This window comes from Bradyrhizobium sp. Mp19, from assembly GCF_029952935.1.
GTDB classification, from domain to species: domain Bacteria; phylum Pseudomonadota; class Alphaproteobacteria; order Rhizobiales; family Xanthobacteraceae; genus Bradyrhizobium; species Bradyrhizobium elkanii.
Genome location: NZ_JASAUT010000019.1, coordinates 59,567 through 83,810, shown reverse-complemented (window position 1 = coordinate 83,810; position 24,244 = coordinate 59,567). Strand labels below are relative to the sequence as shown.

Below are 24,244 nucleotides of genomic sequence, written 5' to 3'. Positions count from 1 at the left end.
ATCAGGCCAGGAACTCAGGCGTTCAGCAGCTTCATCGCCGCTTCGTGCACGCGCGGGTCGCCGGCCGCGATGATGCGACCGCCGCTTTGCGCCGGCTTGCCGTCCCAGGTGGTGACGACGCCGCCGGCGCCGGTGACGATCGGGATCAGGCCGGCAATGTCGTACGGCTTCAGCTCGGTCTCGACCACGAGGTCGAGATGGCCGGCGGCGAGCATGCAATAGGAGTAGCAGTCGCCGCCATAGCGCGACAGGCGCGCCGCGTTCTCGATGCGGCCGAAGCGGGCGCGGTCATCCGGATTCATCAGTAGCGGGCTCGTGGTGAAGAGGGTCGCCTCCTTCAGCGACGCGCAGCGCCGCACCGAGAGCCGCCGTTCGCCCGACGGGCCGGAGTAGTGCGCCGAGCCGTTGTCGCCCGAGAAGCGCTCGCCGATATAGGGCTGGTGCATCATGCCGAATACCGGCGTACCTTTGTGCAGCAGCGCGATCAGCGTACCCCAGATCGGAAAGCCGGCGATGAAGGATTTCGTGCCGTCGATCGGATCGAGCACCCAGACATAGTCGGCGTCCTCGCGCTCATTGCCGAACTCCTCGCCGACGATGCCGTGCTGGGGGAAGTTCGACTTGATCAGCCGCCGCATCACGGCTTCCGCCGCCCGGTCGGCCTCGGTGACCGGATCGAAATCGTTCGAACTCTTGTTGTCGACCGAGAGCGAGGTGCGGAAGAAGGGCAGGATGGTTTCGCCGGATGCGGTCGCGAGGCGGCCGATGAAGGCGGTAAAGTCGATGACCGTCACGGCATGTCCCTGAACTGCGCAAACGACGCGGTAGAAATCGGATGCGTTCTTGCCTAGCTCAATCCGGCGCGGCGCGCACGATTAACGGAGTGTTATCCAGCCCGACGACGCGGTTCCGGACTTTCGATTTGGCTTCGGATTCGAAAGCGCACCGGGTCTCGGCCTCGATCACGAAGTTGCGAATTCTGGTATACAAGCTATGCGCGGAGCGCCGACCGCTCTGGGCTTCCCTTGTAAGATATTGATCCTACATACGGAAAGCCGCTCCTGCCGGCCTGTTGCAGTTTCGCCAGACTTTCCAACATTACCCAAGAAATGTTTCGAAAGTTCTTGCGTTTTGTGCAGCGCGGTCGCATATTGTTGCGGTGCGGTAGCGCCTCGCGCTATCGCTGCCCTCCTTGGGCGTTTCCTCCCTAGACTTGGGCCGCTTGTTCATTCAAGCGGCCCTTTTTTCTTGGGCCGTCGTTTCCGCAAGTGAACTGAGAATCCAGTTCGGCGCTTATCGCGCCGCCAACTTGAATTCCTGGTTCATGACTTCGTCGGGATCGCAGTGCCCGACGAAGGATTGATTACTCCGCAGCCGCCTGGAACGGGCCGAGATCGCCGAACGGGATTTTCGCGAGCGCATCCGCCAGGGTGGCGAAGTCGGCGGCCATCTGCGCGAAGCGCGGCCCGCGCTCGCGGCGCCGCTCATCCATATAGACTGCGCGGTTGAGCTCGATCTGCACGGTGTGCAGGCCGCTCGCCGGGTTGCCGTAATGCTCGGTGATGAAGCCGCCGGCATAGGGCTTGTTGCGGCCGATCGAATAGCCGAGCGAGCTCATGATCTCCTCGACGAGGTCGGGCAAGAGCGGCGCGCAGCTCGTGCCGTAGCGGTCGCCGATCACGACGTCGGGCCGGCGCGGCTCGTCGCGCGACACGCCGACCGACGGCATCGAGTGGCAGTCGACCACGATCACCGCGCCGAACGCCTGGTGCGCCTTGTTGATCAGCCGGCGCAGCGCGCGGTGATAGGGCTTGTAGAGCACCTCGATCCGGCGCAGCGCATCGTCGACGTCGAGCCGCTCGCGATAGATCTCCTGGCCGTCGCCGACCACGCGCGGGATGGTGCCGAGGCCGCCGGCTACCCGCATCGAGCGCGTATTGGCAAAGCTCGGCAGCCGCCCGGTGAACATGCGCGGGTCGAGCTCGTAGGGCTCGCGGTTCACGTCGACATAGGAGCGCGGGAAATTGACCCGCACGATCGGAAAGCCGCGATCGCTGAGGCCCGCGATCAGCTCGTCCATGAACGAGTCTTCGGAGCGGCGCAGCGACACCACATCGATTCGCGACGCCTCGAGGAATTCGGCCGGGTAGACCGAGCCCGAATGCGGGGAATTGAAGATGATCGGCGCGCGCCAGGCCTGCGGCTCAACGATCTCGAACGGGGGCGACAACTCGCCAGCAAATTCGGTCATTCCCTTGGCGCCGTCCCTTGCGTCCGCCTCGCCCCGCAACAACTGAGTCTGCCGGAAAAGCGGAGATTTATGGGCAGGCATTGTCGGTAATCGCGATCATTCTGCCAAGTGAAAAGAGTGTGGTTTCAGCTGGAACGCGTCTTAAAAGCAGCAAATGCGGCCCCCGGTTGATTCGATATCCGGTTCAGTCCACAAATGGGTGGCGCGCATTTGCCGCTGGCTTGACGCAAATTTCACCCGAAATTTACCGTCTGTCGGGCTAACTGTTCGGACTGCTCCTCAAGCCGGATTCGACGATTCCTGCCATGCCGAAAATACTTCTCGCCGAAGACGACACCGATATGCGCCGCTTCCTGGTCAAGGCGCTCGAAAACGCGGGTTTCAAGGTCTCGCCGCACGACAACGGCATGTCGGCCTACCAGCGGCTGCGCGAGGAGCCGTTCGAAATGCTGCTTACCGACATCGTGATGCCCGAGATGGACGGCATCGAGCTGGCGCGCCGTGCCTCGGAACTCGATCCCGATATCAAGATCATGTTCATCACCGGCTTTGCCGCGGTGGCCCTCAATTCCGATTCGGAGGCGCCGAAAAACGCCAAGGTGCTGGCCAAGCCCGTGCACCTCAGGGAATTGGTCAGCGAAGTGAACAAGTTGCTGGCGGCCTGATTCGCCAAAAAACCTTCACTTTGTATCCTTGCCTGCCCCGCCGCCGTCCGTTATAGGGACCCGATCCAAATACGCTTTGGGTGCGTAGCTCAGCGGGAGAGCACTACCTTGACATGGTAGGGGTCACAGGTTCGATCCCTGTCGCACCCACCATCCTTCGCTCGCGCAGCGAGAGAAGGATGCCGCGCCGAAGCCCGACGGGCGGAGGCGGGCTTGCGGCCGCGAGCTTCGGCTCGGCAAGCCACGCGTCACAACGACGAGGTCGTGGTTCTGCTTCAACCTGTCAAACAGCGCGATGTCATCCCCGCAGGCGGGTGAACCAGTATTCCAGAGACAGCAGTGTTTGAACCGAGGGGTCGCGGCTCCCTCCAGGCGTCGTCCCTGCGAAAGCAGGGACCCATACTCCGCGGCGGATGCTGTTGAAGGGATTCGTCGTTCAGTCTTCGCTCAACGATAACCATTCGTGGTTATGGGTCCCTGCTTTCGCAGGGACGACACTGAGTGTATTGCGCTGCCGGTGATACGCCCGCATTCGCGTGACATCGTTTTGTCCGAGCTTGGCCGCCGCTATGGAGGGCGGTCGGACGGAAGCCGGTAGCGCCACGTTTCGCCGGCGAGAACCCCGCACTGCCGACGCACAACGGAGGGCCATTCGGAGCGAACCATGCTCAGGACCGCAGCATCGGCGGACGGACCTTCATCGGCCGCGAAATATGCGCGAAGCCTTCCTTCGCAGCGGAAGCCGAGGGCGGCGTAGAGATCAAGCATGTGCCTCAGGCGCCAGTCCAGATGCAGCTCGGTCCGCTCGACGTCGAGCACCTCGAACGCATACCGCGTCATGAGATGTGCAACGTGACTGACGAGCACGGCCTCGTCCAGCCGTCCGATGCTCCAGATGGAAGCGAACGTCGCCCGCTTTTCGTGCCGGTCGATCGCGCCGAACCCGGAAACGCCGAGGAGGTCTCCCGATCCCGCGGCCTCGATTGCGAACGCAGCCGCGGTGTCGACCTGCTCCCGTGCCGCCGCCAGGCGCGCGGTGTTCGGCCGGTCAGATGTGCCGCGATCGAGCCGCCGCAGCATGGCTGCCTCGCGAAGCTGCTGTGCGCGCGAAGACTCCGGGCCGGTGATCCTGGTCAACAGGATGCGGTCGGTGGCGAGGCTTGCATGATTGCTCGACGGGTATATGCCCTATTGACGCACCCGATGAGCATGCCGTCAAATGACCGGAACGCCAGTTCATATGCAAATTGGTTATGCCCCTGAATCCAAGACATATCGACCTGTTTCGAGAGGTCGTGCGCCACAACGGAATCACCAAGGCCGCCTTGAGCCTTCGGGTGGGGCAGCCTTTCATCAGCCGCGCGATCGCACGTCTCGAGCGCGAGATCGGTTTTGCGTTGTTCGAACGCGGGCGAGGCGGCGTCACGCTGACGCCGGAAGGCGAGATATTCCTGCGCGAGGTCGAGAGAAACCAGGCCGGCCTCGAGTATCTGGCGCGCGCCGCGCGTGGCATTCGCGAGCGCGGCAGCGGGACGCTCAGGATCGCATGTCTTCCGGCGTTCACCTATTCGTTGATGCCGCAGATCGTCAGCAGCTTCCTGCGGAAGAATCCCGACATCGTCGTATCCGTCGCTGTCCACAGCCCCGAGCGCGTCTGGAGTCTGGTGGCCTCGGGACAATGCGACGTCGGACTGGCGCGGCCGCAGGCGGGGTTTGCCGCGGTCGACGACGAGCTCCTCATGACAACGGAGGCGGTCTGCGTCCTGCCCCGCCAGCACCGGTTGCGCTCGAAGCGATCGATCGCAGCGCAAGATCTGCGGGGAGAGCCCATGATCGCAGCTTCCCCGAGCGCACCGCATCGGTCCCGCTTTGAACGCATCCTCGATGAGGCCAAGGTCGAGATCAAGACGGTCGCGGAGATCCAGTACAGCATGCAGCGTTGTGCCCTGGTTGCACAGGGACTGGGTTTCTCGATCGTCGACCCGATCGTGGCCCGGGATTTTGCAAGCTCCAAAATCGTACTCAAGCCGTTCGTGCCACGGCTGGAGATCGTCACCATGTTGCTGCTTCCGTCGCAGCGGCCGCGAAGCCGTCTCGCACTTCAATTCTGCGATCTGCTGCGCGCCGGAACCGCTGACTACAGGAAGTCCGCGCGCGTGCAGGCTTGAGAGACAGCGGCAGGGTTTTCCCTCGCGTTGCGCTCGGCATGACCTCGCGGGACGGCGCGAGCCGCCCGCGACGCGATCGCTTTGCTTAGCGCGCTGTGCTCGCAGAAAAATTCGACGGGCACTTGTGACTTTCGTCATCTCGACGCTCACATGTGAATGCCGCAGCGTGCGCGCGCATGTACGCCTCGCGCGTGTTCGATTCGTACGGATTGCATTCACGTCGCAGGCGGTGGATTGCCGCATGATTGGGCAAGAGCGTTCGCAATGCGATCATGCGTGGGATTCTCGATATGTCATCTACCGTGCTTAGGTCTCGCCTTTGCAGCGACATGCGTTTCGTCCGAACGCGGAGATCGAGAAAATTTTCTGAAGACCCTGCGATGATGCGTTGCCCGATCGCATCGCATGAACGCAATCTTGGATTTCTGCACGCCGCGCGTTGCCGCCCCTCTGGTTCTCGCGCAGATTGTTCTCTAGATCAGTCAAGCCTGCTCGTGACGGAGCATCCGAGCCGGACACGGCAATGACGCGACAATGATGAACGCCATGTGCGAGCACGACTGCCAGAGGAACCTGCGTCAACCCTATCGGGAGCGGCCGGCGTAAGCCGTCGATGTCCGAATCCCGAAAATGCCTCTTCCTTGTCTCCCCGAAATTCGCCGGTCTGTGAGCGGCCGGCGACGCAACCTTGGGAATGCGCCTCCGTTGAGCCAACGTTCGTCGTTCGCGCCAACGGGGCACGAAAGTACATGCAAGAAGACGACAAGACGCCGGCACACGCAGCGCAGTTCCTGGAACACGTTCCCTTGCCGCGCGAGCCGCGGAACATCAGGGATGTAACCCCCGCGCCGCCGCGGCTGTTCTCGACACGACACTATCCGCCCTCGGAGCAGTTCGAGGTCTGGAAGACGCGGATGGCTTCGCTGGTCGACGTTGCGCCACCGGAAGGTCATAGCCCTGCGCACGGGTTCCTGGTGGAGTACCTGACCTGCAACATGGCCGATGTCGTCTTCACGTCGGGGCGATTCGCCGCGCAATCATTCGCCCGTGTCATCAAACCGTCGCATGGCACGCCCGTCGATATCTGGTGGCTGTACCGGGTGCGCTCCGGCGAAGCCCGCTTCGAGACCACAGACCGGCGGATTCACGCCGGGCCGGGCGCCATGTTCCTGATCTCGCTCGATGAGGATTTCCGCGGCAGCATCACGGACTATGACGGCCTGGTGCTGGGTTTGCCGCGCCAGTCGTTCGCCGATGTGGCCGATCGGCTCGACGGTGTCTGCAATATTCTACTCGAAGGCAATCTGATCGAATTGTTGGCCGATTATTTCGACCGCCTCGAAACGCGCATCACCTTCATGTCCTCGGAGGAGTTGAGGCAGGCGGGGCGGGCGACCGCGCAGATGATCGCCGCGTGCATCCAACTCTCCTCGGATCGACTGGAGCAGGCGCGCGGCGCGATCGAGTCGGTGCTGTTCGAGCGTGCGCGTCTTTATATAGAGTCGCATCTCGCCGACTTCGACCTGACGCCGGACCGCATTGCGCAGCAATTGCGGATCTCGCGTTCTGCCCTCTACCGTGCATTCGAGAGCGTCGGCGGCGTTGCCGGCTACATCCTGCGCAAGCGGCTGCGCGCGGCGCATGCAGAACTTGTCTCATCCGCCGAGAGGCAGGTGCAGGAGATCGCCTATCGCCACGGCTTCAAGCTGGCGTCCGATTTCACCCGCGCCTTCCGCCGCGAATTCGGCGTCAGCCCGCGCGAGATGCGCGAGCGCATGCGCCGCCGATCAACTACCGGTTGAGGTATGTGCAAACAACTCATGGTGCATCGAGCGAATCCTTCAACTTGTGAGACGATCTGCGTGTTATTTGGACGGCCTGCTGAGTGACGCTGGCAAAATTGTGTCTATCATTTTGCAACATGACGACTCGGGGCACATTGATGGGGCAGTCGAGCGAGCGCTGGGTGGCAAGATGCGCTCGTTGAATTCGACACATCGTTGGCCAGGACGGGACGATGATCGTGTGCACGATCATCGTTATTTTTTCGCGCGTGCGGCCGGCGGGCCCGCGCGTCGGCCCGGTCCATGGCGCGTCGCCTCCGGCGTCTGGACCAGATGTCGCGAAAGGGGCGCACCATGGCTGTCGCACACAACTCAACAAAATCGCTGAAGCCTCGAGGGCGCGCCGGCTTCGTCCGGAGCTGGGTCGCATCGGGCGATGCGGGCAGCACTTCGCTGCGGCGACGGCTGCTGGCCGTGCTGCGTCAGGCGCACCGTGTCCTTGGCGTGAAGCGGGATCGCTTAAGCCTCGGGTCACTGGGAATCGGCGGGTCGGCCGTCGCGACGGCACTCGCGTTAGCCGTCGCGGTGCTGACCGCCTCGGCCGCGAGCGCGGGAAGCGTGCAGCTCGGTGGTGGAAGTGCGACCGGCACCGATTCCGTAGCGATCGATACCAATTCGTCAGCCAGCGGCCTGCGCGCCATCGCGATCGGAAGTGGAGCAAACGCGGCCGGCTTGGATGCCGTTGCCCAGGGCACTGGCACCAGCGCAGGCGCCCAGAACGCCATCGCGATCGGTTTTCAGTCGATCGCTTCACAGCTAAATTCGCTCTATCTCGGCTCGCGCACGGCTCTGGGAACCGGCGCGCTTGCTACGAGTGCCATCGGCATTGGCACGGACGTAACGGCATCCCAGGTCGACGCGATTGCGGTTGGGCGTTCATCCGTTGCGTCAGCGCAGTACTCCGTGGCCATCGGCCTGAATGCCAAGGCAACGGGCACTGGCGGCGCGATGGCGCTGGGCCAGGGCACGGTCTCGAGCGGCGTCAACTCGGTCGCGCTCGGCGTTCAAGCCGTCGCCACCGGCGCCGGCACCAGCGCCTTGGGCACCTTCGCCAATGCCACCGGAGGCAATGCTACCGCGGTCGGCGTCAGCTCCTTGGCGAGCGGCAACTATTCGTGGGCCGGAGGCTGGGCATCCGTTGCCTCGGCGGACAGTGCGACTGCGCTTGGCAAGCAGGCGACCGCGTCGGGGATCAACTCATTCGCCGGAGGCAGCTCCAGCAACGCAGCCGCAGATTTTGCCGTGGCCGTGGGTAATCAAGCGCAGGCGCTCAGCACCGGGGGCTCGGTCGCGATCGGATCGGGTGCGGTCGTCAACAGTGCAGCGACGGGCGGCATCGCGATCGGCAACAACGCGGCATCCGCCGGCATCAGTTCGCTCGCGACCGGCGTTGGGGCCAGCGCGGCGGGAGCGTACTCAACTTCGGTTGGTGCCGGCTCCAGCGCCAGCGGCGCCCGTGCGTTTGCCGGTGGCCGTTCGGCTGTTGCTACAGGCGATGATTCCGTTGCCATTGGCGTGACTGCCAACGCGACAGCAGCAAGCGCGACCGCACTCGGAGCGGGCGCGTCGGCTCTCGCCCTAAATGCGGTCGCCGTCGGCACCGCCGCTACTGCGGACTCAGCCAACGCGGTCGCCATCGGCACCAGCGCAACCGCAACCGGCGGCCAGGCGGTTTCCATCGGTGCGAACAACGTCGCCTATGGCGACGGCGCCGTGGCGATCGGCGATCCCAGCTATGCCAGCGGCACCGGCGCCTTCACCGGCGGCGCCAACAACATCGCCAACAGTGACGGCACGGCCAGCGCCACCGCCGCCAACCAGGCCAACGGCGCGGTTGCGATCGGCAACAACAACAAGGCGATCGGGCAGGGCTCGGTGGCGCTCGGCAACGGCTCGACGGCGGGCGCCGCCGGTCTTGCGGGCAATATCGCATTGGGCAACGGCGCCACGGCGGCGGCAAGCTCCGGCGATGTCGCGCTCGGCTCCGGCAGCGTCACCGCTGCCGCTGTCAACACGCCGAACACGGTGATCAACGGCACCACCTACAGCTTCGCGGGGACGACGGCGACCTCGACCGTCAGCGTCGGCGCGCTCGGCGCCGAGCGCACCATCACCAATGTCGCGGCGGGCCGGATCAGCAACTCTTCGACGGATGCGATCAACGGCTCGCAGCTCTGGGCCACCAACCAGGCGGTCGACGGCCTCGCCACCACCGTCAACAACATCAACACCGGCGGCGGCATCAAGTACTTCCACGCCAATTCGACGCTGGCGGATTCCTCCGCGGTGGGCACCGATTCGGTTGCGATCGGACCGGCGTCGACCGCGACCGGCAGCGGCTCGGTGTCGATCGGCAACGGCGCCAACGCCGCCAACGCCAACGACATCGCGCTCGGCTCGGGCAGCCAGACCGGCGCGGCGGTTCAAACCGCCAGCATCGTCATTGGCGGCAACACCTACAGCTTCGCCGGAACGACACCGACCTCGACGGTCAGCGTCGGCTCGGTCGGCAATGAGCGCACCATCACCAATGTCGCGGCGGGGCGGGTCAGCAACGGCTCGACCGATGCGATCAACGGCTCGCAGCTGTTCGCCGCCACCTCGGCGATCGACAGCCTCTCGACCGTCGTCAGCAACGGCCTGACGCACTACTATGCCGTCAACGACGGTGGCACCCAGCAGGCCAACTACACCAATAACGGTGCGACCGGGACCAACTCGATGGCGGCGGGCGTTGCCGCCTCGGCAACTGCGACGAACTCCACTGCACTCGGCTTCAACACCCAGGCATCGGTGGACGGCGGCGTCGCGCTCGGCTCGGGGGCCATTTCCAACCGCGCGCTCGCGCCGGCGTCCGGCACGATCGGCGGCACCATCATTCCCTACAACACCACCGATCTCGCGCTGCTCGGCGCGGTGTCGGTCGGCAATGCGACGAGCTATCGGCAGATCACGAACGTCGCCGACGGCACCCAGTCGAGCGACGCCGTCACCGTGCGGCAGCTGACCGGCGCGCTGACGTCGTTCGCGACCACGACGACGAAATACTTCCACGCCAACTCGACGCTCGCCGACTCGCTCGCGGTCGGCAACAATTCGGTCGCGGTGGGACCGCAGACTATTGTCAATGGCGACAACGGCATCGGCATGGGCTTTGGCGCAACCGTGGCGCAGACCGCGCCCGGCGGCATCGCGATCGGCCAGAATTCGGTGTCCAACTTCGCCGATTCGATCGCGTTCGGCACCAATGCCCAGGCGAGCGGCGTCCAGTCGGTGTCGATCGGCGCCGGATCCCAGACCACCAACCCGACCAGCGTTGCGCTCGGTCCGAACGCCAAGGCGACGGCGCAGGCCGGCGACGTCGCGCTCGGCGCCAATTCGACCACACAGGCGGTGGTCGCGACTTCGAGCACCTCGATCGGCGGCACCACCTACAACTTCGCCGGCACGACGCCGACCTCGACCGTCAGTGTCGGCAGCGCCGGTGCGGAGCGCACCATCACCAACGTGGCCGCAGGCCAGATCACCCAGACCTCGACCGACGCGATCAACGGCTCGCAGCTCTGGGCCACCAACACCTCGCTTGCCGCTCTCTACACCACGGTGAGCAACATCTCGACCGGCGGTGGCGGCGTGAAATATTTCCACGCCAATTCGACCGCGGCGGATTCCATCGCGACCGGCGCGGAGAGCGTCGCGATCGGGCCGCAGTCGGTCGCGAGCGGCAGCAATGCGATCTCGATGGGCAACGGCTCGGCCGCGTCGGCCGACAACTCGGTCGCGATCGGCGCCGGCGCCAAGGCGACGGCGGCCAATTCGCTGGCGCTCGGCGCCAACGCCACCACCACGGCCAATCTGAGCGACGCGGCCTATACGCCTGTGGTCGGCAAGACCGTTGCCGGCGTTGCGACCGGCGAAGTGTCGGTCGGCTCATCCGGCGCCGAACGCCGCGTCACCAACGTTGCCGCGGGCTCGGCGGCGACCGATGCGGTCAATGTCAGCCAGCTCCAGGCGGTTGCGTCGAGCTCGATCCGCTACGACTCCGACGGTTCCGGCAACACCACCAACAAGCTGACGTTGAACAGCGGCAACGGCGCGCCAGTGACCATCAGCAACGTGGCGCCCGGCGTCCTCGGCACCGATGCGGTCAACGTCAATCAGCTCAACAGCGCGTTCCAGCAGCTCAACGGCCAGATCGGCGAGGTGCGGCAGGACGCCTGGCGGGCGGCCGCGATCGGCATGGCCGCCGCATCGCTGCGCTATGACGACCGGCCCGGCAAGGTGAGCGCCTCGGCGGGCGGCGGCGTCTGGCGCAGCCAGGGCGCGCTCGCCTTCGGCATCGGCTACACCAGCGAGAACGGCAAGCTGCGCACCAACGCGGCGGCAACCACCGCCGGCGGCGACTGGGGCGTCAGCGCCGGCGTGAGCCTGACGCTCAATTGACCCTAACGGCGACGAGGCGGCTGGCGTGTCTGGCTTTGGCGATCTGGCTCGGGGCGGCGGCGGGCGCCGCCGCGCAGGGCACGCCGCCTGCCGCCTACGCCGTGAAGCCGTCGGACGTCGCGGTGCCGGAGGGCGAGACGCTCGGCGAGTTCAGGCGGATGATCCAGCCGTTCAAGAACTGGACCCTGATTTGCGACGAGAGCCTCAAATCGAAGCGCCGCGTCTGCAACGTCACGCAATCGATCGTCAACGCGCAGGGCGCGGTCGCCTTCAACTGGTCGCTGATCGCGACCGCCGACGGCAAACCGCTGATGGCGATGCGGATTCCCGCAGCCGCCGGGGTCGGCGCGCAGATCGAGATCGCGATGGGTGACAGTCCGGACCGCATCGTCGCGCAGACCGATCGCTGTGATGGCAATTTCTGCTTTGCCACGATCGCGATCGGCAATGTGCTGAGGCGGCACATCCGCGCGGCGACGCCGTGCCGCGTGTCCTATCAGCTGCCGCAAGGGCCGATCGTGCTGGAAGCGCCGCTGGACGGACTATCCGGCGTGCTGGCGAAACTGAAATGAGACGACAAGCTGCATGCGGATCCGGAATCCGGAGCGACGCATCGAAGTGCGGCACGAGAGGATGAATACGTCGATGCGATTGAAGACCCCCATCCTGATTTTCACGGCGGTTGTCGTGGCGGCGCTCAGTGCCGCCGGCGTCGTGGGCTATGCCCAGCAGATGCAGCCGGCCCAGTCGCAGCCGATGCCCCTGCAGCCGGCCACGCCCGCGCCGGCCAAAAAGCCCGCCGCCGCCGCGAAGCCGCAGCCACACAAACAGCGTCCGCAGGAAACGCCGCCGCCGTCGGCCGCGGCATCCGTTTCGCCGCAGCAGGCGGGCCAGCAACCGACCGTGTTCGACGAGCACGCGCGGCAGGGCAACATCGTGACCTGCGCCAATCTGTTCGGGACGCTCGGCCGCGGCCTCGCGATGAACTCCAACTACACCGCGCAGTCGCAGTGGGACGCCAAGGCCGGCAATTCGCATTCGGTGCAGTCGCTGGTCGCGCTCGCACCCAACCAGTCCAGCCAGGCCACGCCCGCCGCCAATCAGCAGGCCGCCGGCATCGTGTTTGCCGCGCCGGTCGGATCGTCCTGCGAAGGCAATCTGGTGCGGGTGACGCCGCGGACGGAGAATTGCTCGACGGTTGCCGCCGAGCTCGCCAAGCTCAACGGACAGACCGGCACGCTCGGTGATCTCGCGACGATGGCGCTGCCGAACGGCGCGCAGGTGGTGCTGATTCCGCTGGGCAACGCCTGCGTCGCGGTGACCGCGCTGCGGGTCGCCGGGTAGCGCTGCTGCTCAACCCGGTCGACCCGTGCCGTCGCCGGTCAGCCCGGCTGGCCGCGCCGCGTCGGTCCGGCCGATCTCACCAATGACGCCAGCGATGATGCCAGCGCGGGTAGCCGCCGCGATAATAGGCGTATGCCGGGCGCACCACGTGACGATAGCGGTAGCCGTAATAGGCCGGCCGGTATCCGCTATAATATGTCGTGGTGTAGCCGCCGCCCCAACGATAGGGCGCAGCGTAATAGCCGTCATCATAGGCATAGCCGCCGCCGTAATAGGCGGGCGAATAGCCGTAACCGTAGCCGGGGTAGCCGTAACCATAGCCATAGCCCGGATAGCCGTAAGCTGACGAGGCGAGGCCGCCGACGACTGCGCCCGCAATCAATCCGCCTGCGAGCGCGGGACCCCACCCCCACCCGCCGTGTCCCCATCGTGCTTCGGCGGGCGCCGGGGCTGCGATGGCGCTCACCCCAAGCGCACCGACGGTTGCAAGAACAAGGCCTGTCTTCCTCATGGGATCCTCCTCGATGATAGTTGCCCAGCCGGTCAACGGGGCAGGGGGGCATTGGTTGCGAATCGCGCCGTACCGGCGCTGATGCTCGGCCGCCTTGCAGGAGACCTTGGCGAGAGCCTCGGTCGTGCGCGTGACGGTGCAAGCTGCGGGCGATGGAACAAGTGTTCACAACTGAACGGAACTCGTCCCATACGCCGGCGGATGATCGGCACGCGTTCGAACTCGTGCGCAATGCGAGACGGGAAAAAGGGGCAATCCGTTCCTGAAGCTTGAGCAGGCATCAGGCCAGCATGAACATGCGGCAGTTCCCTTGGCGCGAAATGTCGCGTCGCGCCGGCATCTAGGAACGGTGCGGGCGGCGCCGCTGTTTTCTCACAGTTCACCGGTGAAAAGCGCGCACGGCTGTGCCGCGCCCTCGCCGGCTTTGTTGGAATGCGGCCGCGGTGCGGAGCGCGCGGGCCATTGGCGCCGGCTTCGCAATCCGGGTAGCCGCCAAACTCCAGGAGGAATCGGTAATGCAGAGCAAGATCATGAAGAGCAAATTTCTGCTGACCACGGCCGTGCTGTTGGCCGGCGTCAGTCTCGCATCGGCGCAGGGCATGCGCGAGGGCGGCGGCGGTGGTGGCAACGTGGGTGGCGGCGGAAGCGTTGGCGCAGGCGGCGGCGGTGGTGAACACGGCCGATCCGCAGGCCCGTCGGGCGGCAGTTCCGGCGGCGCAATGCATGGCAGTCCCGGGGCGTCGCGAAGCGAAGGCATGACGGTTGGCCGCGGCCAAGGCGGCGCACGAGAGAGCCAAGGTGCACGAGAGAGCGGTCGGGCTGAAGGTCAGATGGGCCGCGGTGCGGCCGAGCGCAGCCAGACCACCGGCCAGGCCCGCGAGAGCGGCCGCGCCGAGCAGGGTCAGCGCAGCCAGAGCAAGCAAGACCAGAGCAAGCAAGAGCAGACCGTCGGCCAGAGCCGAAACCAGCGCGAGCAGATGGGCCGATCTGAATCCCGCGAACGCGGCAGCGCCACGACGCGGCAAAGCCAGCAGCAGGAGAATCGCGCCAACACCGCGAACCGCAGCCAGGGCACCACGACCGGCCAAGGGACGGCTCAGGACAAGGCTCAAGGCAAGACTCAAGGCAAGGCGGACACGACGACCGGCCAGAGCACGACCACGGGCCAAGCAAAGGGCGCGAACACGACCACCGGCCAGGGCACAACGGCAGCCCCGAATACGCGAGCCGGCCAGACCACGGGCGCGGCCGCTCCGCAGTCAGGCACGACGCAAAACAGGATGAACTCCGGACAGACCACCGGTCAGGCTCAGGGACAAGCCGGGACAACCGCTCAGACCCAGGCCCAGTCGAACGCCACGGTCCAGACCGAGGCCGGGCGCACCGTGACCGCGCAGCAGCAGAGCACGATCCAGCGCTCGGTGCTGTCGGCGCGTAACGCCCCGCGCGTCAATGTCAGCACGATCAACTTCGCGGTCAATCCGGGCGTGGTGGTGCCGCGGAGGTTCAACGCGGTGTCGGTTGCCGGCTTCCCGGCGCTGATCGATGCGTTCCCCTATTATCGCGACGACAGTTTCTTCGTCGTCGAGGATGAAGTTGTGTTCCTCGATCGCGAGCGCCGTGTCGTCGACGTCGTCCCGGTCGGACCGCGGACGCGCTTCAGCCATCGCGGCGGCGGCGGTAGTGGCGGTAGCGTTGCGATGATGGACCTGAACCCGCAGCAGATCCGCGAGGTGCAGCAGGTGCTGATCGACCGCGGCCTGCTGGTCGGTGAGGCTGACGGCGTATTGGGATCGCGGACTCGCGAGGCGCTGATCACCTTCCAGCGTCGAGAGGGCATCACGACCAGCGGCAGCGTCGACACGCGCACGGTGACCGCACTCGGCCTGTCGGATCGGATCGGTCAGGGCGCGGGCGCGTCGTCGACGGTCGGCCAGAGCCGCACCCAGCAGAACACGACTGGACAGACGACTGGTCAGACCAACAACGCGCCGCAGAACCAGTCGACCGGCCAGACCGGCGCTCAGCAGCCTGCCCAGCAGAATACGACCGGGCAGACCACGGGTCAGGCGAACTCGCCGCAGAACCAGTCGACAACCGGCCAGAGCGGAAATCAGCCGTCCGCTCAGCAGCAGGCTCCGCAGCAGAATACGACGGGCCAGGCTGCACCGCAGAACCAGTCGACCGTCGGTCAGGGCAGCGGCAACCAGCCAAATGCCGGCCGGGATGCGCAGCCCAGCCAGCCCAACCAGAACAACAATCCGCCGTCGTCAGGCTCAGGCCAAAGCCCGCAGACGCCGGCGCAAAACTCCGATCGGAAATAGGATCCTTGGACAAGAGCCCCGCTGCAGAGCGGGGCTCTTTTTTTGCGATCTTGCGATCAGCCTTTCACGTCGGACTTCGGCACCAGGCCGAACCGGCCGTGCAGCCCGCGCCAGAGGCCGGCGCACAGAACGCTCAGAAGCTTGCGCATCGAACTCCCCTCGACATCAGCCATCGTGTGATCCTGCTGACGTCGGTGGCGAAAGGACAGAGCCAATTCTGAGCAGGTCTGCGCAATCTTTAAGCAAGGCACCGTCGCTGCGGCGCAGTGCGTGCGAAAAAATCTCATGAGATTCAATTGCCGGTCGGCTGGCACGCCTCGTGCATCAATGGCATCGAGTTGGCCGCTAGGGTTCCGATCTTGCGAAGCAAGATGCTGGTCCGAGAGCAGCCGCTTGCGGGGGAGACATCCCCGCAGGTGCACGGCGGGATAAAAGCCCGGGAGACCTCGTCAGCCAAGGGATTGGCGGAGCGATGGTCTTTTCGCCAGTCCCTTTTTGTGAAATTTCGCAAGAGGGATCGGCAATGAACAAATTCGTTTTCTTCCTTCGCTCTGTTGTCATCGGCTGCGCGGTCGCGCTGGCGGCTGCGCCTGCGGCCGACGCCGCGCCGAAGAAAAGCTTCAAGGTCGCCTGGTCGATCTATGTCGGATGGATGCCGTGGGGCTATGCGGCCGACACCGGCATCGTCAAGAAATGGGCCGACAAATACGGCATCGCGATCGAGGTCAAGCAGTTCAACGACTACGTCGAATCGATCAACCAGTACACCGTCGGCGGCTATGACGCCGTCACCATTACCAACATGGACGCGCTTTCGATTCCGGCAGCCGGCGGCGTCGACACGACAGCGGTCGTGATGGGCGATTTCTCCAACGGCAATGATGCCGTGATCCTCAAGAACAAGTCCGGTCTCGCTGACATCAAGGGGCAGACCGTCAATCTGGTCGAGTTCTCGGTGTCCCATTATCTGCTGGCGCGCGCGCTCGAGACCAGCAAGCTGAGCGAGAAGGACGTCAAGGTCGTCAACACCTCCGACGCCGATATCGCGGCGGCCTACAAGACGCCTGACGTCAGCGCGGTGGTGACCTGGAATCCGATCGTGACGGAAATCCTCGGCTCGCCCGATGCGAAGAAGGTGTTCGATTCCTCGCAGATCCCCGGCGAGATCATGGACCTGATGGTGGTGAACACCGCGGTCGCCAAGGACAATCCGGATTTCGCCAAGGCGCTGGTCGGCATCTGGTACGAGACGCTGTCGAAAATGACGGCGGACGATCCTGCCGCGAAGGCCGCCAAGGAGGCGATGGCCAAGGCCTCCGGCACCGACCTTGCCGGCTTCGACAGCCAGCTCTCGACCACAAAATTGTTCGACAAGGCGACCGATGCCGAAGCCTTCACGCGCAGCCAGACGGTCGGCGTGACCATGGATCGCGTGCGCAAGTTCCTGTTCGAGAAGGACCTGCTTGGCAAGGGTGCGAAGTCGGCCGACGCGGTCGGCATCGAGCTCGCCGACAAGTCGGTGCTCGGCGACAAGGCGAACGTCAAGCTGCGCTTCGACCCGACCTACATGGACGAAGCCGCCAAGGGCAAGCTGTGACCATGTAGTGCCGCATCAGGCAGGAGCCGACCATGCGACTCGTGAACATACGGCCGGGACGGCAGACGCGGTTCTATCTGCTCGCGCTGCCGTTCCTGTTGGTCGCAATCGCCTACTTCGCCGGCTCCAGCGCGCGGCTCGCGCAAAACCCCGACGACAAGCTGCTGCCGGCGCTGCCCAGCATGGTGCAGGCCGTCAAGCAGATGGCGTTCGAGGTCGATCCGCGCACCGGTGGCTATCTGATGGCCTCCGACACCGTCGCCAGCCTGGGGCGGCTGGGCTCGGCGCTGGCGATCTCGACGGTGGCGGCGCTGGTGCTCGGCATCGTGATCGGACTGTTGCCGGGCGCCAATGCCCTGCTCGGGCCGTTCGTGTCGGTCACCTCGATGGTGCCACCGCTGGCGCTGTTGCCGATCCTGTTCATCGTGATGGGGCTCGGGGAGAATTCCAAGATCGCGCTGATCGTGATCGGAACGCTGCCCTGCATGATCCGCGACCTCGCCATGAAGGTGCAGGAGCTGCCGCGCGAGCAGATCGTCAAGGCACAGACGCTCGGCGCCTCGACCTGGCAGATCGCGCTTCGCGTCGCGATGCCGCAAACCCTGCCGCGGCTGATCGACGTGTTGCGCCTGCAGCTCGGGCCGGCGTGGCTGTTCCTGATCGCGGCCGAGGCGATCGCATCCGATTCCGGGCTCGGCTACCGGATCTTCCTGGTCCGCCGCTATCTCGCGATGGACGTCATCATCCCCTACGTCGCCTGGATCACGCTGCTGGCGTTCCTGATCGATGTCGGCCTGCGCGTCACGCAGCGGAAACTGTTTCCGTGGTTTGCCTCGGTGAGGGCGGAATGAGCGCGATCCGTTTCGACGACGTGTGGAAGGAATATGGCGACCACATCGTGCTCGAGCGCATCACGATGGAGGTCGAGCCGCGCGCCTTCATCGCGCTGGTCGGCCCGTCCGGCTGCGGCAAGACCACGCTGCTGCGCATGCTGCTCGGCGAGGAGCAGCCGTCCCGCGGGCAGATCCTGGTCGACGGCAAGCCGTTGCCCGGCGAGCCGGACGCCGACCGCGGCGTGGTGTTCCAGCGCTACTCGGTGTTTCCGCATCTCACAGTGCTGCAGAACGTCATGCTCGGCCGCGAACTGCGCGACGCCAAATTCACCGGCCGGCTGTTCGGCGCCGCGCGCCGCGCTGCCACCGACGAAGCGATGAAGCTGCTCGCCGAGGTCGGGCTCGCCGGCCAGGAGAGTAAATATCCGTCCGCCTTGTCGGGCGGCATGCAGCAGCGGCTCGCGCTGGCGCAGGCGATCATGCGCGGCCCGAAGATCCTGCTGCTCGACGAGCCGTTCGGTGCGCTCGATCCGGGTATTCGTGCCGACATTCACCTCCTGATGAAGCGGCTCTGGAACGAGACCCATCTCACCGTCGTGATGGTGACGCATGACCTCAGCGAGGCCTTCGGGCTCGCGACGCGCGTGATCGCGCTGGAGCGGCAGCGCAACCGGCCTGAGGAGCGCGACCGCTACGGCGCCACCGTGTCGCGCGACCTCGAGATATTCCCGCGCCGCAGCGCGGAGTTGCGGTCGTCAGTTCAACCAGCTCCGACCGGGACGACCCGGTCAGGCAAGGAGCATCAGCCGGGACGGCCCGGCGCTCTCGTCTTGAAGGAGCAACCATGATCCTGTCAGAGGAACAAAAGGCCGAGATCGCGGCGCATACCCGGCGGTATAACGAGCTGAAGGCGGCGGGGCAGGAGCACGCGCCGCGGGCACTGCCGGCGCCGACCGCGCGCGACGCCGCGCCGATCGATGCCGACACGGTTATTCACCGTGAGACGATCCCGTCCGGCTGGTACTGGACCACGCGGCTGAATCGTGGCGACACCCTGCGCATCGTCAATACGTCGGGGACGTCGACCGTCAGCCTGCTCGCCTGGAACGGCGCCGACACCACCGAGCGGCTCAACCACGCCGACACCATCAAGGTGCAGTGGGCGGCGCGGCTGCAGAAGGGACGGGTGCTGCTGTCCGACATGGGGCGCGCGCTGCTCGGCATCATCGAGGACAGCAGCGCCGCGCATGATGCTGTGGTCGGCGGCTCGACCGCGGCGACCAACCTGGCCAAATACGGCGACGGGAATTTCCGCAACACGCGCGACAATTTCATTCTCGCCGCAGCCAAGCTTGGCCTTGATCGCCGCGACGTGCATCCCTGCGTCAGCTTCTTCGCACCGGTCGCGATCGACGCCGACGGCAAGTTTGTCTGGTCGGAGCAGCGGCGGCAACAGGGCGATTTCGTCGATCTGCGCGCGGAGATGGAGCTTCTGATCGCGCTGTCGAACTGCCCGCATCCGCTCGATCCCGCGAAAGCCTATCCGCAGGCGGGCGTGGAGATCGTGCGCTACCGCGCGGCCGCGCCGGCGGCCGACGATCTGTGCCGGACCGCCACGGCGGAAGCGGTCCGCGCCTACGAGAACAACGCGCTGTATCTCGGCGAAACCCTGGAAGGAGCCGTGCGATGACCTCGCAATCTGTTCGCACCGGCGGCCGCATCGTTCTCGATGTCGAAATTCCCGCGCGCAAGCCGTGGTCGGCGATCATCCGCAAGGGGCAGACGCTGCGGATTACCGATAGCCATGGCCAGCAGGCGGTCGACACGCTGTTCTATTGCGCCGGTGATTTCGGCGAGCGCTACAGCGGCCAGGATACGCTGCGCGCGCAGGGCTCGGCCTATGTCGGGCTCGGCACCAGGATCATGTCCAACGAAGGCCGCGTGATGCTGCGCGTGACGGCGGATAGTTGCGGTCTGCACGACACCTCGGCGGGCGCCTGCTCCTGCGAGAGCAACACCGTGCGGTTCGGGCACCAGACCCGCTATCAGCACGCCTGCCGCGAGAATTTCGTGATCGAAGCCGCGAAATACGGCATGTCGAAGCGCGACATTGTGCCGAATCTGAACTTCTTCATGAACGTGCCGATCGATCCCGCCGGCAATTTCACCGTGGTCGACGGCGTCTCCAGGCCCGGCGACGCCATCGAGTTGGTCGCCGAGATGGACGTGCTGTGCCTGATCTCGAACTGCCCGCAGATCAACAATCCCTGCAACGGATTCTTCCCGACGCCGGTCCAGGTCACGATCTTCGACGTCGCGATCGTCGAACCGGAGGCGTGAGGCATGTACAGCAAGGTCCTGATCGCCAACCGCGGCGAGATCGCCGGGCGGATCGGCAGAACATTGCGCCGCATGGGCATCGGCTCGGTCGCGGTCTATTCCGACGCCGACCGCTTCACCCGGCCGGTGCTCGACGCCGACGAGGCGGTGCGGATCGGTCTTGCGCCCGCCGCGGAGAGCTACCTCAACGTCGATGCGATCATGGCGGCGTGTCTTGCGACCGGTGCGCAGGCGGTGCATCCCGGCTACGGCTTCCTGTCGGAGAACCGCCGCTTTGCCGAGCGGCTCGCCGGGCACGGCATCAAATTCATCGGGCCGCGGCCGGAGCATCTCGACGCCTTCGGTCTCAAGCACCGCGCGCGTGAGATTGCCGAACGCAGCGGCGTGCCATTGTTGCCGGGCTCCGGTCTGCTGGAGACCATCGACGAGGCGGTGCAGCAGGCCGAAGCGATCGGCTTCCCGGTGATGCTGAAGAGCACGGCGGGCGGTGGCGGCATCGGGATGCAGCTGTGCCACGACATGGCGACGCTGCGCGAGCGCTTCGAATCGGTGCAGCGCACGGCGCGGGCAAGCTTCGGCGACGCCCGGGTCTATCTCGAGCGGTTCGTCGCCCGGGCCCGCCACATCGAGGTGCAGATCTTCGGCAACGGCAAGGGCGGCGTGGTGGCCCTCGGCGAACGCGATTGCTCGCTGCAGCGGCGCAACCAGAAGGTCTTTGAGGAGACGCCCGCGCCGGGGCTGTCGGCCGACATCCGCCGGCGGCTGCATGCGGCCGCGGTGTCGCTCGGCAAGGCCGTCTCGTACGAGTCCGCCGGCACGGTGGAGTTCATCTACGACGTCGAGCGTGAGGATTTCTACTTCCTCGAGGTGAACACCCGTCTCCAAGTCGAGCATCCCGTCACCGAGCAGGTCACCGGCGTCGACCTCGTCGAATGGATGATCCGGCAGGCGGCAGGCGAGGACGTGTTCGGCCAGGCGGGCGCGCTCGCGCCAAAGGGCGCTGCGATCGAGGTGCGGCTCTATGCCGAGAATCCGGGCGCGGGCTTTCGCCCGAGCGCGGGCCGCCTGACGCAGGTCAGCTTTTCGCCGGATGCGCGGATCGACGGCTGGATCGAGACCGGCACCGAGGTGTCGCCGTTCTACGATCCGATGCTGGCCAAGATCATCGTTTCAGCCGAGACGCGCGAGGCCGCGATCGCGCGGCTTTCGCAGGCGCTGGACGATACGGTCGTCGCCGGCATCGAGACCAATCTGGACTATCTGCGTGCCATTGCAGCCTCCGACGTGTTCCGCGGCGGCCAGGTGGCAACGAGTGTGCTCGGCGCCTTCGCCTATCGCCCGCGCACCATCGACGTCGTCGCGCCGGGGGCGCAGAGCGGGGTGCAGGAACTGCCCGGCCGGCTGCATCTCTGGCATGTCGGTGTGCCGCCGAGCGGCCCGATGGACGAACGGTCGTTTCGCCTCGCCAATCGCGTGGTCGGCAATCCGGAAGTAACGACGGCGCTGGAGCTGACGGTCAACGGACCGACCTTGCGCTTCAACACCGACGCGATCGTCGCGCTCTCGGGCGCGCGGATGAAGGCGTCGCTCGACGGTGCCGATGTCGCGTATGACGAGCCGCTCGCCGTGCGCGCCGGCCAGACGCTCGCGATCGGCAGCATCAAGGGGCCGGGCCAGCGCAGCTATCTCGCCGTGCGCGGCGGCATCGACGTGCCCCAGATTCTCGGGTCGCGGGCGGTGTTTGCGCTCGGCGCCTTCGGCGGCCATGCGACGGGCTCGCTGAAGGCCGGCGACGTCTTGCATATCGGCGCCGAGCCGCCGGGCCTTGCCGCGCCGCGGCGCGCGACGAAGGACGAGCGGCCGCAGCTCACATCGGCATGGCAGATCGGCGTCGTCTATGGCCCGCACGGCGCGCCGGACTTCTTCCTCGACGAGGATATCGAGACGCTGTTCGCGGCGAACTATGAGGTGCACTTCAACAGCGCGCGCACCGGCGTGCGGCTGATCGGGCCGAAGCCGCGCTGGGCGCGCGCCGATGGCGGCGAAGCCGGGCTGCATCCGTCGAACATCCACGACAACGCCTACGCCGTCGGCTCGATCGACTTCACCGGCGACATGCCGATCATCCTCGGCCCCGACGGACCGAGCCTCGGCGGCTTCGTCTGTCCGGCCGTCGTCGCGCGCGACGAGCTCTGGAAGGTCGGCCAGCTCCGGCCCGGCGACACCGTCCGCTTCGTGCCGGTCAAACGCGACGATCCGGTTGCCGGCCCCACGGTGCTGCGCGCGCCCGAACTTGGATCGGCGATCGTCGGTCGCAATGATGACGGCCCGATCCCGGTGGTCTATCGCCGCGCCGGCGACGACAATCTCCTGGTCGAATATGGCCCGATGGAGCTCGACATCGCGCTGCGGCTGCGCGTGCATGTGCTGGCGCAGGCGCTGGAGGAGGCGAAGCTCGGCGGCCCGATCGATCTGACGCCCGGCATCCGCTCGCTGCAGATCCATTATGACGGCACAGCGTTGTCGCGAACGAAGTTGCTCGACGTGCTCAAGCGGATCGAGCGCGAATTGCCGCCGGTCGACGCGATGCGGGTGCCGAGCCGGACCGTGCATCTGCCGCTGTCGTGGCGTGATCCCGAGGCCGAGCTAGCGATGCGCAAGTATCAGGAGCTGGTCCGCGCGGACGCGCCCTGGTGTCCGTCGAATGTCGAGTTCATCCGGCGCATCAATGGCCTCGCCGGCGAGGACGATGTCCGCCGCATCGTGTTCGACGCCGATTACTTCGTGCTCGGTCTCGGCGACGTCTATCTCGGCGCGCCGGTGGCAACCCCGCTCGACCCGCGGCATCGGCTGGTGACCACGAAGTACAATCCGGCGCGGACTTGGACGCCGGAGAACGCGGTCGGGATCGGCGGCGCCTATATGTGCATCTACGGCATGGAGGGGCCGGGCGGCTACCAGTTGTTCGGCCGCACCATCCAGGTCTGGAACACCTGGCGCACCACGCGGGTGTTTGCATCAGGTCATCCCTGGCTGCTGCGGTTCTTCGACAAGATCCGCTTCTTCCCGGTCGACGCCGATGAACTGCTCGACGCGCGCGCCGCGTTCCCGCACGGCCAATACGACATCAGGATCGAAGACGGCGAATTCTCCTACGCCGGCTACGCGAAGTCACTGGCCGAGGCGCAGCCGTCGATCGCCGCGTTCAAGGCAACGCAGCAGGCCGCGTTCGACGCCGAGCGGCAGCGCTGGCGCGAGATGAAGCTCGATGAGGCGCCGGCAGAGTCCGTCGACGCGAGTGTCGCCGCGACCGGGATTCCTGATGGTCAGACCGGCGCCTTCTCCGAAGTGCCCGGCAACATCTGGAAGATCCTGGTCGAGGAGGGGACCGAAGTCGCGGCCGGCGACGTGCTCGCGATCATCGAGTCCATGAAGATGGAGATTTCGGTGCTCTCGCCCGCGGCAGGCCGCATCGCGTCGGTGCCGGTGAAGCCCGGCCAGACGCTGCGCGCGGGCGATGTCGTGGCGCTGATCCGGCCGGGCTAGCGCGGCTGCACAGCCGCACTAGTCCTTGGGATCGGTCGGTGGGACGGGCGGAGCGGGCGTCTCGGCCTCTTTCTCCGGCCGCTGCCGGCTTTGATGATCGGTTGACGCGCTTTGCCTTAACATTCGATCGATCTTCATCCTTACGCGGCGTGCCGCCAGCAATCCCAGGACCGCCTGAACCGTTCCCGCGAAGTTGCGATCGCCGATGGAGAACGAGTAACGCCAGGTGCCGGCGGCCTCGCCTTCAATGATCATGTAATGAATTGAACGATGAATGCCGCTATGCTGGGCAGGTGTTTCTCCAACCACGACCTAGCTCATATCGCTGTTCGCTTCGGCGTCAATCGCCTGTCCCAGCGAGTTTGCATGCTTGACCAA

The 24,244-nt window shown here is 65.8% G+C and carries 18 protein-coding genes, 1 tRNA gene and 1 riboswitch; of the genes, 14 read left to right on the top strand and 5 right to left on the bottom strand.

All coding sequences use genetic code 11. From position 1 onward, the window contains the following. Positions 1 to 14: 14 nt before the first annotated feature. On the bottom strand, positions 15 to 794 hold the full coding sequence (hisN, locus tag QJT82_RS21415; protein WP_028341337.1) for a histidinol-phosphatase: 780 nt from the start codon (positions 792 to 794) through the stop codon (positions 15 to 17). Positions 795 to 1,363: 569 nt separating this feature from the next. Then, positions 1,364 to 2,251 carry an N-formylglutamate amidohydrolase gene (locus tag QJT82_RS21410; RefSeq protein ID WP_028341336.1) on the bottom strand — a complete coding sequence of 296 codons (888 nt, stop codon included), beginning with the start codon at positions 2,249 to 2,251 and terminating at the stop codon, positions 1,364 to 1,366. Positions 2,252 to 2,556: 305 nt separating this feature from the next. Between QJT82_RS21410 and QJT82_RS21405 the strand changes: the two genes are divergently transcribed. Both QJT82_RS21405 and QJT82_RS21400 read left to right on the top strand, forming a co-directional pair. Continuing rightward, positions 2,557 to 2,916, top strand: a complete 360-nt coding sequence (locus QJT82_RS21405) for a response regulator (protein WP_016843340.1) — start codon at positions 2,557 to 2,559, stop codon at positions 2,914 to 2,916. Between the two features lie 78 nt (positions 2,917 to 2,994). Then, positions 2,995 to 3,069, top strand: a tRNA-Val gene (locus QJT82_RS21400). A gap of 414 nt (positions 3,070 to 3,483) precedes the next feature. On the opposite strand, the gene QJT82_RS21395 is transcribed toward QJT82_RS21400, so the two are convergent. Next, on the bottom strand, positions 3,484 to 4,053 hold the full coding sequence (locus QJT82_RS21395; RefSeq protein WP_245288743.1) for a GNAT family protein: 570 nt from the start codon (positions 4,051 to 4,053) through the stop codon (positions 3,484 to 3,486). Between the two features lie 116 nt (positions 4,054 to 4,169). Here QJT82_RS21395 and QJT82_RS21390 point away from each other — a divergent pair, with 116 nt between their 5' ends. The 5 genes from QJT82_RS21390 (at position 4,170) to QJT82_RS21370 (ending at position 12,715) form a co-directional block, all read left to right on the top strand. After that, positions 4,170 to 5,084, top strand: a complete 915-nt coding sequence (locus tag QJT82_RS21390) for a LysR substrate-binding domain-containing protein (RefSeq protein WP_028341335.1) — start codon at positions 4,170 to 4,172, stop codon at positions 5,082 to 5,084. Between the two features lie 914 nt (positions 5,085 to 5,998). After that, on the top strand, positions 5,999 to 6,886 hold the full coding sequence (locus QJT82_RS21385) for a helix-turn-helix domain-containing protein (RefSeq protein WP_245288742.1): 888 nt from the start codon (positions 5,999 to 6,001) through the stop codon (positions 6,884 to 6,886). Between the two features lie 336 nt (positions 6,887 to 7,222). Then, entirely contained in the window at positions 7,223 to 11,371 is a 4,149-nt protein-coding gene (locus QJT82_RS21380) for a YadA-like family protein (RefSeq protein WP_028341333.1), read from the top strand. Between the two features lie 35 nt (positions 11,372 to 11,406). Beyond that, positions 11,407 to 11,943 carry an invasion associated locus B family protein gene (locus QJT82_RS21375; protein ID WP_051447914.1) on the top strand — a complete coding sequence of 179 codons (537 nt, stop codon included), beginning with the start codon at positions 11,407 to 11,409 and terminating at the stop codon, positions 11,941 to 11,943. A gap of 73 nt (positions 11,944 to 12,016) precedes the next feature. Then, positions 12,017 to 12,715 (top strand): hypothetical protein, encoded by a 699-nt coding sequence (locus tag QJT82_RS21370; protein WP_155258541.1) that lies wholly within the window; start codon positions 12,017 to 12,019, stop codon positions 12,713 to 12,715. Positions 12,716 to 12,791: 76 nt separating this feature from the next. On the opposite strand, the gene QJT82_RS21365 is transcribed toward QJT82_RS21370, so the two are convergent. Further along, entirely contained in the window at positions 12,792 to 13,226 is a 435-nt protein-coding gene (locus QJT82_RS21365) for a hypothetical protein (protein WP_028341331.1), read from the bottom strand. 515 nt (positions 13,227 to 13,741) lie between these two features. Here QJT82_RS21365 and QJT82_RS21360 point away from each other — a divergent pair. From QJT82_RS21360 to uca, 7 genes are all read left to right on the top strand, one after another. After that, on the top strand, positions 13,742 to 15,550 hold the full coding sequence (locus QJT82_RS21360; RefSeq protein ID WP_028341330.1) for a peptidoglycan-binding protein: 1,809 nt from the start codon (positions 13,742 to 13,744) through the stop codon (positions 15,548 to 15,550). Between the two features lie 334 nt (positions 15,551 to 15,884). Continuing rightward, a riboswitch (guanidine-I (ykkC/yxkD leader) is annotated at positions 15,885 to 15,995 on the top strand. Between the two features lie 78 nt (positions 15,996 to 16,073). Further along, a complete protein-coding gene (locus tag QJT82_RS21355) occupies positions 16,074 to 17,147 on the top strand; it encodes a putative urea ABC transporter substrate-binding protein (protein ID WP_028341328.1) in 1,074 nt (357 codons plus the stop codon). Between the two features lie 32 nt (positions 17,148 to 17,179). After that, positions 17,180 to 17,998, top strand: a complete 819-nt coding sequence (locus tag QJT82_RS21350) for an ABC transporter permease (protein WP_028341327.1) — start codon at positions 17,180 to 17,182, stop codon at positions 17,996 to 17,998. Beyond that, entirely contained in the window at positions 17,995 to 18,828 is an 834-nt protein-coding gene (locus tag QJT82_RS21345; RefSeq protein WP_028341326.1) for an ABC transporter ATP-binding protein, read from the top strand. Before QJT82_RS21350 ends, QJT82_RS21345 begins: the two co-directional genes overlap by 4 nt. Beyond that, on the top strand, positions 18,825 to 19,670 hold the full coding sequence (locus tag QJT82_RS21340; protein WP_028341325.1) for an urea amidolyase associated protein UAAP1: 846 nt from the start codon (positions 18,825 to 18,827) through the stop codon (positions 19,668 to 19,670). Before QJT82_RS21345 ends, QJT82_RS21340 begins: the two co-directional genes overlap by 4 nt. After that, positions 19,667 to 20,320, top strand: coding sequence for an urea amidolyase associated protein UAAP2 (locus tag QJT82_RS21335; RefSeq protein WP_028341324.1), 654 nt, complete (start codon positions 19,667 to 19,669; stop codon positions 20,318 to 20,320). The genes QJT82_RS21340 and QJT82_RS21335 overlap by 4 nt, the downstream gene beginning before the upstream one ends. 3 nt (positions 20,321 to 20,323) lie before the next feature. Next, positions 20,324 to 23,866, top strand: a complete 3,543-nt coding sequence (uca, locus tag QJT82_RS21330) for an urea carboxylase (protein ID WP_028341323.1) — start codon at positions 20,324 to 20,326, stop codon at positions 23,864 to 23,866. An 18-nt stretch (positions 23,867 to 23,884) separates the two neighbouring features. Here the strand turns inward: uca and QJT82_RS21325 are convergent, their stop codons facing one another. Beyond that, on the bottom strand, positions 23,885 to 24,175 hold the full coding sequence (locus tag QJT82_RS21325; protein ID WP_155258540.1) for a hypothetical protein: 291 nt from the start codon (positions 24,173 to 24,175) through the stop codon (positions 23,885 to 23,887). Between the last annotated feature and the right edge of the window lie 69 nt (positions 24,176 to 24,244).